Source organism: Streptomyces sp. NBC_01142 (assembly GCF_026341125.1).
In the GTDB taxonomy this organism is placed as follows: Bacteria; Actinomycetota; Actinomycetes; order Streptomycetales; family Streptomycetaceae; genus Streptomyces.
The window spans coordinates 1,060,328-1,071,907 of record NZ_JAPEOR010000003.1 but is presented as its reverse complement, the minus strand read 5'-3'; the positions used below and the strand labels follow the sequence as shown (position 1 = coordinate 1,071,907).

Genomic DNA, 11,580 nt, shown 5'->3' with positions numbered 1-11,580 from the left:
TTCGGGCAGCTCCGGCGACTCCGGGAGCAACGCCGATGCATTCGCGGAAGCCAAGTACAAACTGACGTCCCCTCAGATGCCGCTGAGCAATGAGCACAGGCCCACAGGACGGTTCGGCAGCGGCGGACGTCAGGGCACAGAAGGGCAGTTACGGGGCAGGTCCGGGCGCGCGCAACCTGACGGCAGCCCTCGGCTCCTACCCCGGCACCGCCACCGATCCGCCGCGCGGGCTCGTTCTCATCGCCGCCTACGGCCAGTTCAAGGACCTGACGCAGACGGGGACGGCCACCTCGACCGTCCCCGTCTGCGCCTGGGGCGACGAGAACGCAGCCGATGCGTCAGCAAAGTCCTTGAAGTGCACACAGAGAAGCGGCAGCCGACCGGCTGAGAGTGCGTCAGAAGGCGGCGCAGAGCGCCTGAACTGCAATGTGACGCAGCTCATTACGGCGATTGGCGAGAATCTCCTCGTGAGCCGTGGTGCGTGTGGGATCGTACGGGCCGGTTGTTACTCGTTGGTATCCGCGAGTCCTTCCTGTTGCGCGTATCCCCCACCACACGCTCCGAGGTAATTCCACGTGCGTAAGCTCTCTGCCAGACACGCTCTGTTAGCGGCTCTGGCCTCCATTTCCCTGATCACCACCGGCTGTTCGGCCGGGGCGACGTCCGCGCCGTCTTCGGAAGCGGTCGGCGCGGAGACACCGCGTCCCACTGACGTAGCGACCCCGGACCCCAGCCCCTCACGGCAGCTCGACGTGGCCGGAGTACCCGAAGGGTCTCCGACCGCCGTCGCCCGCGCGGCCGGAACGGGGAAGGCGAAGAAGTCGCCGCTGAAGGTCGCCTCCTACAACCGCACCAACCGCAGTGCCGTCATATCCAGTGCGAAGAAGGCGCCTTCGACGACGGAGCCGACGGCACCTACGGCACCTGCCGAGAGCGCTCCGGCCGTCGGCGACGTCATCGCCAGCGGGCCCGCGCCCGGAGCTCCCGACGGCCTGCTCGCCAAAGTCACCGAGGTGACGGGAAAGACCGACAAAGGCACCGCGGTCCGGACCGAGGCGGCGACGCTCGGTGCACTGCTCGGCGACGACACGGCCAAGGGCGCCGTCCCTGTCGATCCGGCGACCTTCGACGTCGAGCCGCTGGTCAAGGGCGTGAAGGTCTCCTGGGCAAAGACAGGGAACCTCCAATTCGGCCCCCAGGGCGCGAAGATGCCGCTCGGCAGCCTGCGGCTCGACGTCGGAGCGTCGCTTCCGCTCCCGGTCAGCGAGGGCGCTCCGGTGTCGGGAGCGGCGTCGGTCGCGGGATTCGTCCAGCTGGCTCCCAAGGTCGAGTTCACCTACGACGGGTCCTCCGTCCTCGCGCCGAACACCGCCTTCCTCGGGCTGAGCGGTGACTGGTCGTCGCAGTGGTCACTGAAGGGCAAGGCCGTGGCGGGCGGCAAGCCGGTACGCATTCCCTTCGCCAAGCTGCACGCCGATCCCGTCATCCAGGTCGGGCCGGTGCCGGTCGTGGTGAACCTCGACCTCACCGCGTACCTCGAGGTCACGGCGGACGGCTCGGTCACCGTCGACATTTCGCAGGACCTCAAGGGCGACTTCCGGATCGGGGCGAGCTACGCGAAGGCGGAGGGCTGGAAGCCGGTCAGCACCTCCAACATGACCAGCACCCCGGTACGGGCGAAGGTGACCGCGGCCGGCAAGGTGAAGGCCGCTCTGGGCGCCGAGGCGTCGGTGGGGCTGTACGGCGCGGCGGGAGTGACCGCCGAGATCGCCCCCTACCTGCGGGGCGAAGCCAACGCCGTCGCCACCCCGAAGTCCGTCGCGGGGTCCTGGAAGGTCTACGGAGGCGTGGATCTGACGGGTTGGCTGCAACTTCAGCTGTCCATCTTCGGTACGCCGATCTTCCAACACCGCATCCCCCTGGGCGCCCTGCACAGGGAATGGCTGCTGGCACACGGTGAGGGCGCGCTCGCCTGACGCGCTGCATCACGGCAACTGAGAGCCCCTGCCGGGGAATCCGGCAGGGGCTCTCTGCTCTGTCCGCGCCGACCCTCCAGCCGAAACCGGTGGGCGGCCTCACCCCCTCCCTGCACGGTGCCGACGGAAGGCTCTTCCGGGCAGCCGTACGCGACTTCCTGCTGCCATGCGTCGGGCGGCCAGGGTGTGCAGCCGTCAGTAGTGCTCGGCGATGTCGCCCGGGCCGAGGCCGCGCCCGGAGCCACGGCGCCGGCCGCGGTGACGCCGCGGTCGCCGTACTCCTGGTCGAGCAGCGCCACGAGCGTCCGCACACCGGCCTTGCCCGAGGAGAGGCTGACGTACCGCGCCTTGGGTTCAGGCATGCCGCCAGTGCCCCGGGGGGTGCGTGACCCCTGACACGGTGTCGTATGCCGTCCGCGACCGCAGTCGCCTGCTGCAAGCCGGCCGACGCGGGCGTCGCCTACGAGGTCGTCGGCCGCGGCAAGGACGATCCCATCGCTGAGAACTCCACCGAAGAGGGACGCAAGAAGAACCGCCACGTGGAGGTCTTGATCCGCTTTCCGACTCCTCCTCCGCGGGATCCCAAGGCTGATCCGGTCCAGTCCGATCCAGTCCAGTCCGGTCCAGTCCGGTCCGGCCTGCCGTCAGGCTCCGGAGCGAGCGCCCGCGATGTGGAAGTTGAAATCCGTGTGACCCAACGCTCCCCACAGCCGCAGCCAGATCGGCAGGAGCATTTCCGCGCCACGGGCCGTGGTGATGTCGCCGAGGTCGATGACGCTGGCCTCGGGCCATCCGAAGGAGACCAGCATGTCGGTGACGGCGCTCTTGGCGTCGGCGTCGTCACCGGAGACGAACACCGTGTGTTCGTCGGCCACTCGGGACGGGTCGACCATGATCTGGGAGTTCATGGTGTTCAGCGTCTTGACGACCCTCGCCCGAGGGAACGAGCGCTGGATGCGCTCGCCGAGGCTGTCGGTGTTGACCGGGTCGAGTGACGGCGGCATCCCGGCGGAGAAGTCCAGCGGGTTGGCGATGTCGATGAGGACCTTCCCGTCCAGATTCTGCGCGCCGGCGGCCTCGAGCGCCTTCACGCTCACCATGCCTGACGTGGTGTTGGCCACCCTCTCGCCGAAAGCCGCGGCGTCGGCGAAGGTCTCCAGACGCACCTCCGGGTGGGCCGACTCCCATTGGGCGAACGGCGGGTTGCCCATGGCGTCGGGCTCGGTGCGGGCGAGCGTGGCGTCGACGTCACGCGTGCCGATGACGACCTCGTGGCCGAGCGACGCGAGCTTGGCGGAGATGGTTCTCCCGACGATTCCGGTACCGAGAACGGCGTAACGCATGAGGGGTTCCTTCCTGAGATCCGGGCATCGGGCCGGCGACCAGCCGTACGCCGACTCCGGCGGTGCGTCCCGGCGCGGGCGGGCCGCACGGGCCCGCCGCGCTGTCCAGGCAAGCACCCTTTGATTCCGGACAGGGCGCGGACGCTGCTCGCCGAGCACGGCTTCACCCGGATGCCCCGACGGCCTGCCACCGGGTCCCGCCGGCGCGCCGACGTACGGGGCCGCATCGGCTGGTGCTGTACGCGATCGCGCTTTCCGGGATCCAAGACGGCGCGCTGAGCCCGGCAGCCGACCGACCTCAGGGGCACCAGCCCTGGTGCCCCTGCCGGTTCACGATCCGGTGCCCACAGCATGAAAGCGTTCGCCCACCGTGCCCACCGCCTCGGACGAGCGTCGAAGGCACCGACTCCTGCCGCCTCGCCACCACCCGCCACCAGCCACCCGCGCGGAGCAGCGAGCCTCGGTCGGCTGACAGCCCGGCATCACAAGACAGCGGGGCCATGTGCAGGTGGCTGTCAGTCTCTCCAGCTCTGCATATCGCGGAGGTCCCCGAAGACGCGCGGCACCCACTGATCGAGCCGGGTGCCGAATGCCGCTGCCGAATCGATGCCCGATGCGGGCAGCATTCCGGCGTCGTCGAGGTCGGCGACGAAGTCCACATCAGCCCAGCCGCCCCGGAACAGCACAACGGACAGCTCAGCGTCCGTCGGCCCGGAGATCAGCAAGCCGATCGAGTCAGGGTCACGCACGAGTGCCCTGTCAGTCTCAAGCTGCTGAGGCCACGGCGCGGCTTCGTCCCGCCAAGTCAACTGCCCAACCTTGAGACCGGCCGCCAGCCATCGCCCGGCCCGCCCGGCAATTGCTGCGGCCGCCTGATCAAGATCAATGACTCGTTCCACAGGCGGATCATGCCCCCCGGCACCTCGATCGTCAGTCAGAGAGCAACTACGATCTCGCCCATGACCAAGTTGTTCACGCACCAACTGCGGGTGCGCTACAGCGAGTGCGACCAGCAGAACGTGGTGTTCAACGGCCACTACCTCTTCTATTACGACGTTGCTGTGACGGAGTTGTGGCGCGAAGCCACGGGGGGCTATGCATCCATGGTCGAGGGTGGGACCGACCTGGTCGTGGCCGAAGCACGGATCCTCTATCGCCAGGGGGCACGCTTCGATGAGTTGCTCGACATCGAGATGCCCATCACCCATGTCGGAACGACGAGCATGATCCTGTGCCCGAGATTCAAGGTCGGCGAACGGCTCATCGCAGAGGGTGAAGTGCGGCACGTGTTCACCGATACCGTGACCGGTAGCAAGAAGGAGATGCCCAACGCAGTCCGGGCAGCTTTCCAGCCCTTCACCTCAGCAGGGGGACAGCACTGACACGGGCCCATGTTGGCGCTCCCCGCAGTTGGCTCTGAGCTGAGTACGAGACCCTGGTGAAACGACCGCACTCGGCAGGCCAGGTCCTGCAGCACGGTGCGGCCGCGGGCCCGGCCGCACCGTGCTGCAGGCCCCGGATTGCGCCGAGGCGCCAGAGGAGGGCGCCGCGCCGGGGAGAGGGAGCAACCCCGGTGACAGCAGCGGCTGGGACCGGTAAGGTTGCGATCTTCGGTTGGCGGGAGCCACCGGAGTCCCCCTGAGGCTGTGCCGACAACGATGAACCTCGACGCCCCTCCCGCACGACTCCGACTCGACCGCGCTGTGGACTGCTTGGCCGTCACCTTTCGCGGTATGACCGCCCGCGGCGACGAGAACCAATGTGACTGCCACTGGGGCAGCGAAGAAGAACTTGCGCAATTGAAGATCCCGGACGTAGAGCTCGACCCGGACCTCCTGCATCGCACCTGGGATGCTCCCGACTGGCACGACCACGGCGCGGTGCTGCGCCGTATCCTGCCCCAGTTCGCCAGGGCCCTCGTCAGCGGCCACGTGAATCCCCTCTTCGGTATGCATGAGGTCGGACGTTCGTTCGCTCGTGGTCACTGGCGGCAGTGGCCCGCGCGCCAGAGCGCGGCGGTGGGGGAGTTCCTGCATGCCTGGTGGGCTCACAGCCTCACCGAACCGGATCCCGCTTTCCCTGTGCATGAGGTCCTCGCGCTGTGCGCCGAGGCTTCCGCCACGCTCAGCCCGTGGCTCTCAGCCTGGGAGGCGCTCGATCACCCCGTGTCCGACCAGCACCTGGCCGAAGCGGCAGCCCAATGGGAGTACGACCTGCTGGGCGACCAACTTCCATGGGGCACGTGGGACAACGCAGATGCCCTGCGCACCGAGCTCGCGGACTGGCTGGTCCGCCACGCCCCTGCCCGGCTGCGAGCCCAGGACGTCCCCGACGAACTGCTTCACCGGATACGGCTGATAGGACTCGCCGGTCCGGCTCGCTGGGAGGACCCGCACTGGCCCAACCACCGCTACTGAGCGGGCTTCGCCGCGCCGCCCACCCGACTACCGAGCGACACCCGGATGGGCCGCGTCACAAGATCGGCGACAGAGCGGACGAACGTGCTCAACACCGGAGCCTCGCCCGCGTCAGGTGCCTGTCGGTGCTCGCACTGCCTGCCTCTCCGGCGGTCAGGTCACATGCGCCCGCTGCTGTGCAGCCGCCGGCGGGTGACGACCGCATCCGGCCCCTGCATCCGGCCGGCCGCCAGGGCGAGATCGATACGGCCGCACACCACATGCTCGGTGGCGTTCGATGGCGCGGTGGGCAGCCCGTAGTCGGCGATCGGCTGCTCGGTGACGGCCAGTCGCTCGAAGACGGCCTCACGGCCCCGTGAACCAGCAGACGTCACCGGAGTCGGGCAACCGGGAATGCGACTGAACCTCTGCCGCAAGCCGCGCCAGGACCTCAGCCATCTCCATTCGCCACGGCAGGAAAGGATCCCGCGTCGACTCCGTCAGATCGCCCGCTCGCGCTCCAGCGTCATACAGATCGCCGACGATCCGCAGGAGCAACGTCAGCTGCTCCTGGAACGAGGCGCCGCGTCCAAGAAGGCTGCCCACGGACCCGCTGAGGACCGAGAATCCGAGCCAGTCGTCGTGCGCGTACTGGATCAGATACTCCAGCTCGCGGCGATATGCATCCTGGTTCACCATGGCTCAGTTCCCATCTGCGGGACAGGGAATCGCGCGGGCCCAGGTACCGTCGTTCGCCAGCGGTTCGGCCGGTTGGGCACCGCCCTGCCTGATCACTGAGGCGGGCCGTACACGGGCTACCCCTTTGTCGGCTGAGCCGTGCCGGTCTGCCACTCCCGTTCGATCCCGCGCAACATCGATGGGAACACGACCAGGTGCCGCAGCGGTGCGATCGCAGCCATGTACGCCTTCCCGATCAGACCGTTGGGCTTCACCAGCACGGCCATCTGGCCGCGGTAGCCGCCAGTCTCGTTCTGGACCCAGCCCATGTGTATCACCGCGTGCACGGTCCGGTTGGCCGCCTCCGCCGCCCACTCGTCTTTTGTCAGGTAAAGCGAGGTGAACGGGACTCCGTGGAATTCGGGTCCGGATGGCGCGTCACGGAGGTCTGCCGGCAACCGGTCGCGCAGCGTCGGCACCCGGGAGCCGAGACCGGAGTCAGCATTGTCCCAGCCGAGGAGCTTCCCGATTTTCCAACGGATCGCGAAGAGCGTGCGCGCGACGAAGGAGGGATTGTCCGACGTGTCGCCCGAGACGAACTGTTGCACCAGTCGCGGGAAGTCGTCCGGGCCACCGGGCGTCGGCAACGCCCACACGTCCTCGAGTTGGAAGTCGTGCGAGACCTCGTGGATGCGCCATGGCCGGGCGGTGTGTGCGGTGGTCGGGAGTTTCATGCCGTGGTCCCTCCGTGGTCAATGACGTGTGACGGCAAGGGGATCGAGTCCGAGTACGCCGGCGGCGGTGCGAGCCGCGAGTAGAGGATCTCCCGTCTCAGGCCGAGCGGATCGCGGTGCCGAGGACCGGAAGGAGCCAAGGACTGCCAGAAATGCTGATCAAGACGGTGGAACGATCCTGGTGTGGCTCGTGGGGACCTGACAGACGAACAGTGGGAGCGGCTGGAGCCGTTGTTGCCGCCGATGCCGAGGATGGGCCGACGGCCCCGGGATCGCCGGCAGGTCTTCGACGGGATCCGGCGGCGGGTCCGGTCCGGGTCGCCGTGGCGGGATGTGCCCGAGCGGTACGGGCCGTGGGCGACGGCGTACTCGGTCTTCCGGCGCCGGCAGATCGACGGCAGCTGGGCCCGCATCCTCAACGAGCTGCAGGTCAGGGCGGATGCCGATGGAATCATCGTGTGAAAGGTGCCGGTCGACTCGACGGTCCGCCGGGCCCACCAGCACGCTGCCGGGGCCTGCACTCGTCACGCGGGCAGGGCGAATGCGGACGGCCTGGAGGCCGAGCCGGATGACCACGCGCTCGGTCGCTCGTGCGGCGGGCCGACCACCGAACTGCACTTGGCCGCGGATGCCTCCGGACACGCCTTGGCGGGGATGGTCACCGGGGGCAGCACGGCGATGCACCGCAGTTCGTCGAGGCGATGGACCGTGTCCGTGTCGCCCGCATCGGCGGCGGGCATCCGCGCACCGCCGGGCGCACATGATCGCCGACCGCACGTACTCGCCCCAGAAGATCCGCGCTTACCTGCGTCGGCGGCAGATCCCGCACACCGTCCCGGAAAAACGGAACCAGGCGTCAGGGGCACTGGTGGCGGTTCGCCATCATGAGGTGTGCTGATCTCCCGGCAAGCGCGGGCGCTTTGCCGATGAAGCACAACTCGCGCCGGAGCGAAGCTACTTGGTTGCACGAAGCCTCCAGCGCCCCCCGCAGTGGTGGTTTCATATCCACTGCCGCTGAAGCACACAAAGACACCCATACCGTGGGATCGCCGCAGCCCGTGGAGGCGGCGGTCGTCGCACGGAGGGGTACCTGCATGTTCAAGAGCAAGAAGGCCCGTGTTGCCGCCTGGATCGGCGGTGCGGTCGGCATCGCGGCAACCGCACTGGGCGGGGTGGCCTGGGCTGTTGCGGGGAGCGTGACGGCTCCCTACGCTCAGGCGTCCGCGCTGGTCAACGCGGACGGAAGCCTGGACCGGTCCAAGGGGATCAAGGCTGTCACTCGGGCGCCCGCCGCGGGCCGCTTCTGTGTCCAGCTGGAGGACTCCCGTCTGAACGTCGCCGAACTGACCCCGGTCGCCACCCTGACCACGGGCGGCTACCCGGGCCAGATCTACATCGAGCCCGGCCTCAACCCTCAGTGCGGCAACCGGCCGGACACGATCCTGGTCGTCACCACCAACTGGCAGAACGGCGGGGACTACAAGCCCTTCTTCCTGCTTGTCCCGTAAGCAAGTCCACCTCGTCCGGTAAACAAGTCCACTTCGCGTAAGGCCACCTGCGGACGACCGTCTCGCACAGAGGCTCCCCGCTCGCACCAGAAGGTTCGGGCGGGGCACAGAGGAGCCCTGCCGCCATGTCGGACGAAAACGCTCTTGCCCACTGGCCTCGAATGACTGCAAGTCCGCAGGCGCTCGTGCCCCGGCCCGTCGCGGCGGACCGGGGCGCTGGATCCGCGACAGCCTCAGTGATCTCCGTAGGAACCGCCGTCTCCTTGCCAGGTGTTCCACAGGAGCCGTGGGGCGTTCCTCACCTTTCCGGTACACGGTGGTGTCCACGGCGGCCGTTGAGCAAGGATTCGGCTGATGAGCCCGACGCGACGAACGTGCGAGACATGTGGGACCGAGCTCCCTGTCGGCGGTCGGCGTGGAACAGCTGGACCGGCAACGGGCGGCCGTCCCGCGCGCTACTGCTCCGCCGCATGCAGGCAGCGTGCGTTCCGTCGGCGCTCGGTACGGGACGGGCGGAGTCGTCCAGCACAAGCGGCGGTGCCGGCTTCAGACCGGGGCCCGGAGTTGCCGAACGCCCTGGACACCTTCGTCGGCCGTCGTCGCGAACTGACTGAGCTGCGCACCGTGGCGAGATCCGCGCGGCTGCTGACACTCACCGGGCCCGGTGGAGTGGGCAAGACACGGCTTGCGCTGCAGTTCGCGGCGGGGCTGCGCGACGCCGGAGACGGCCGGACCCGACTGATCGAACTGGACTCCCTCCACGACGGGGCACAGTTGGCGCAGACCGTGGCCGGGGCTCTCGGCATCGGCGAGCGCGGCGAGCGCAGCGGCATCGACGTACTGGCGGACGCACTCGCCGAGAACCGGACCACCGTGATCCTGGACAACTGTGAGCACTTGGCCGAACCCTGCGCCCGGCTGGTCGCCGACCTGCTCAGCCGGTGTCCTCGGCTACGCATTCTCGCCACCAGCCGCGAAAAACTGCGGGTGCCGGGTGAAATCGTCTTCCGGGTCGGCGAGCTGTCGCTGACGCCGACGGACACCGTGGAAGATCCGGCAGCCGCTTTGCAGTCGGACGCGGTGCGCCTCTTCGTGGAGCGTGCCACCGAATGCGCGCCGGATTTCGCACTCCACGCCGGAAATGCCACCACCGTGGCGCAGATCTGCCGCCGTCTCGACGGCATGCCGCTCGCCATCGAACTCGCCGCCCGCCGTACAAGCGTCCTCCCCCTGGGTGCCATCCTCGCCGGGCTGGACGACCAGCTCTCCCTGCTGACCGACGGGAGCAGGACCGGCCCCGGACGGCATCGCGAGCTGGCTGCCGCGATCGACTGGAGTCATCGGCTACTGGATCCGCAGGAACGGACACTTTTTCGCCGGCTGTCCGTCCTCGTCGGCAGTTTCGACTCCGCGGGAGCGGCGGCAGTCTGCTCCGACGACGCGATCCCGCCACGCCGTGTCTTACGCCTTCTGTGCGCCCTGGAGGCCAAGTCGCTGATCGTGCGGGCGCCGGCTGCCCAGCCCGAAGACATCCCCAGATTCAGGCTGTTGAACACCATGCGCGCCTACGCGCTGGAGCGTCTCGACCAGTCCGGCGAGTCGGACGCCACCTGGCAGCGGGCCCTGGAGTGGCTGACCGGACTCGCTCAGGCCCACGCCGACCAGGTCTTCCCCGATCAGAGGGGTGGACGTCCGGCCGAGGAGCGTGAGAATCTCGCAGCGGCCATCGCCCACACCGACAGGAACGACGGTGCGACACCACCGCTGCTCAAGCTGGCGCTGGCCCGCGTCCGCTATCAACAGGAGCAATTGACCGCCGCCCGGGCTCTGCTGTCCGATGCCCTGGCCGAGGACAGTGGCTCTCGCTGTCGCGGCTCGGCTCTGGCACTCGCCGCGCGCGCCGCCTGCCAGCAGGCCGACCAGGAGGCGGCCCTGCGCTTCGCGGACAAGGCCGTGGCAGTGGAGCGGCGGCACGCCGAACCGGCGCGGCTCGCCAACGCTCTCGACGCACGCGCAGCCGCCCTGGTGTGCAACCGGCGGTTCGCCCAGGCTGTCACCGACTTCGCCGAGTGCCTGGCCATCGTCAGCACGCTGGACAACCCCCAGGACACGGCCTGGTGCACCCATCACCTCGCCTGGGCGCTGCTGCACGTCGGCGAAACCGCCGAGGGAGACGCGCTGATGTCCTCCTGCCTGCCCGAGCTCCGCGCGCACGCGCCCTGGTGCCAGGTGGCGGCGGCCCTGCACACCGCGGGTGCGATACGGCTCGCCACCGGCGACCTTCAAGCGGCCGAGGCACTGTTCGGCGAAGGGCTGCGCGCGGTGCCCGGTGAGAGCTTCCACGCCCTGTACCCCCTCGAAGGCCTTGCCGTCGTGGCGGTCGAGCGGGGTGAGATAAAGCGGTCCGTGCGGCTGTTCGCCGCCGGCGGGCAGGCGCGCAGACGAATGGACACAGAGCCTGAGAACGCATGGCGAATGCAGGTCGAAGAGGCGTCGGCGCGCGCCGAAGCGGCGCTGACCCCTGCGGCGCGGGACCAGGCGGTGGCCCAGGGACGGCGGCTGGATTGGGAACGGCTGGTCGCCTACGCCCTCCGCGGCCCTGTTGATACCGCCGCTGACCCGGATCATGCCCGTGGGCCGCTGACCGGGCGGGAGGCGGCCGTTGCCGCGCTGGTCGCCGATGGCCTGACGAACCGCGAGATCGGCACCAGGCTCGGTCTGTCGGCGAGCACCGTCGCCACCCATCTCGACAACGTCCGGGACAAACTCGGCATGCGCTCCCGTACCCGGATCGCCCTCTGGGTGGCGGCGAACGCCCCCGAATGAGCTCCCCGGGCGGGCGGTGCGGCCGGACGAGGTTTCGTAACGCTGCGAAGCCGCCGGTCATCCGATCGATCCGCTGAACTCCCGCGCGGGCCACGCTGGCCCGGAACAGGGCATTCCAA

Annotated in this window: 12 protein-coding genes and 1 pseudogene; 7 read left to right on the top strand and 6 right to left on the bottom strand. The window is 69.0% G+C overall.

The genetic code is table 11. From position 1 onward, the window contains the following. The first annotated feature begins 575 nt into the window (after nucleotides 1–575). A complete protein-coding gene (locus OG883_RS38940) occupies nucleotides 576–1,976 on the top strand; it encodes a hypothetical protein (protein WP_266551666.1) in 1,401 nt (466 codons plus the stop codon). A 446-nt stretch (nucleotides 1,977–2,422) separates the two neighbouring features. Next, nucleotides 2,423–2,524, top strand: a pseudogene (locus OG883_RS38935) (OmpA family protein); the annotation flags it as partial. A gap of 96 nt (nucleotides 2,525–2,620) precedes the next feature. Here the strand turns inward: OG883_RS38935 and OG883_RS38930 are convergent. Next, nucleotides 2,621–3,319 (bottom strand): NADPH-dependent F420 reductase, encoded by a 699-nt coding sequence (locus OG883_RS38930; protein ID WP_266551665.1) that lies wholly within the window; start codon nucleotides 3,317–3,319, stop codon nucleotides 2,621–2,623. A gap of 515 nt (nucleotides 3,320–3,834) precedes the next feature. Further along, on the bottom strand, nucleotides 3,835–4,218 hold the full coding sequence (locus tag OG883_RS38925) for a hypothetical protein (RefSeq protein ID WP_266551663.1): 384 nt from the start codon (nucleotides 4,216–4,218) through the stop codon (nucleotides 3,835–3,837). 60 nt (nucleotides 4,219–4,278) lie between these two features. Here OG883_RS38925 and OG883_RS38920 point away from each other — a divergent pair, with 60 nt between their 5' ends. Together OG883_RS38920 and OG883_RS38915 are read left to right on the top strand one after the other, a co-directional pair. Then, entirely contained in the window at nucleotides 4,279–4,701 is a 423-nt protein-coding gene (locus OG883_RS38920) for a thioesterase family protein (protein WP_266551661.1), read from the top strand. Nucleotides 4,702–4,977: 276 nt separating this feature from the next. Beyond that, nucleotides 4,978–5,736 (top strand): hypothetical protein, encoded by a 759-nt coding sequence (locus OG883_RS38915; RefSeq protein WP_266551659.1) that lies wholly within the window; start codon nucleotides 4,978–4,980, stop codon nucleotides 5,734–5,736. A 158-nt stretch (nucleotides 5,737–5,894) separates the two neighbouring features. On the opposite strand, the gene OG883_RS38910 is transcribed toward OG883_RS38915, so the two are convergent. From OG883_RS38910 to OG883_RS38900, 3 genes are all read right to left on the bottom strand, one after another. Further along, nucleotides 5,895–6,110: a hypothetical protein gene (locus OG883_RS38910; RefSeq protein ID WP_266551657.1), complete on the bottom strand. Its 216-nt coding sequence runs from the start codon at nucleotides 6,108–6,110 to the stop codon at nucleotides 5,895–5,897. Next, on the bottom strand, nucleotides 6,082–6,414 hold the full coding sequence (locus tag OG883_RS38905) for a hypothetical protein (RefSeq protein ID WP_266551655.1): 333 nt from the start codon (nucleotides 6,412–6,414) through the stop codon (nucleotides 6,082–6,084). The genes OG883_RS38910 and OG883_RS38905 overlap by 29 nt, the downstream gene beginning before the upstream one ends. Before the next feature lie 116 nt (nucleotides 6,415–6,530). Next, a complete protein-coding gene (locus OG883_RS38900) occupies nucleotides 6,531–7,127 on the bottom strand; it encodes a DUF2867 domain-containing protein (protein WP_266551654.1) in 597 nt (198 codons plus the stop codon). Between the two features lie 183 nt (nucleotides 7,128–7,310). Between OG883_RS38900 and OG883_RS38895 the strand changes: the two genes are divergently transcribed. Further along, nucleotides 7,311–7,589, top strand: coding sequence for a transposase (locus OG883_RS38895; RefSeq protein ID WP_266551652.1), 279 nt, complete (start codon nucleotides 7,311–7,313; stop codon nucleotides 7,587–7,589). A 62-nt stretch (nucleotides 7,590–7,651) separates the two neighbouring features. Here OG883_RS38895 and OG883_RS38890 read toward each other — a convergent pair whose 3' ends face one another. Further along, a complete protein-coding gene (locus OG883_RS38890) occupies nucleotides 7,652–7,867 on the bottom strand; it encodes a hypothetical protein (RefSeq protein ID WP_266551651.1) in 216 nt (71 codons plus the stop codon). A 354-nt stretch (nucleotides 7,868–8,221) separates the two neighbouring features. Between OG883_RS38890 and OG883_RS38885 the strand changes: the two genes are divergently transcribed. Beyond that, nucleotides 8,222–8,635, top strand: a complete 414-nt coding sequence (locus OG883_RS38885) for a hypothetical protein (protein ID WP_266551649.1) — start codon at nucleotides 8,222–8,224, stop codon at nucleotides 8,633–8,635. Nucleotides 8,636–9,172: 537 nt separating this feature from the next. Continuing rightward, nucleotides 9,173–11,461 (top strand): LuxR C-terminal-related transcriptional regulator, encoded by a 2,289-nt coding sequence (locus OG883_RS38880; RefSeq protein ID WP_266551647.1) that lies wholly within the window; start codon nucleotides 9,173–9,175, stop codon nucleotides 11,459–11,461. Nucleotides 11,462–11,580 lie beyond the last annotated feature (119 nt).

Coding starts and splice junctions, on each gene's coding strand:
- OG883_RS38915 (WP_266551659.1), top strand. CDS start 4,978: ATGAACCTCGACGCCCCTCCCGCACGACTCCGACTCGACCGCGCTGTG.
- OG883_RS38930 (WP_266551665.1), bottom strand. CDS start 3,319: ATGCGTTACGCCGTTCTCGGTACCGGAATCGTCGGGAGAACCATCTCC.
- OG883_RS38890 (WP_266551651.1), bottom strand. CDS start 7,867: ATGCCCGCCGCCGATGCGGGCGACACGGACACGGTCCATCGCCTCGAC.
- OG883_RS38900 (WP_266551654.1), bottom strand. CDS start 7,127: ATGAAACTCCCGACCACCGCACACACCGCCCGGCCATGGCGCATCCAC.
- OG883_RS38885 (WP_266551649.1), top strand. CDS start 8,222: ATGTTCAAGAGCAAGAAGGCCCGTGTTGCCGCCTGGATCGGCGGTGCG.
- OG883_RS38920 (WP_266551661.1), top strand. CDS start 4,279: ATGACCAAGTTGTTCACGCACCAACTGCGGGTGCGCTACAGCGAGTGC.
- OG883_RS38905 (WP_266551655.1), bottom strand. CDS start 6,414: ATGGTGAACCAGGATGCATATCGCCGCGAGCTGGAGTATCTGATCCAG.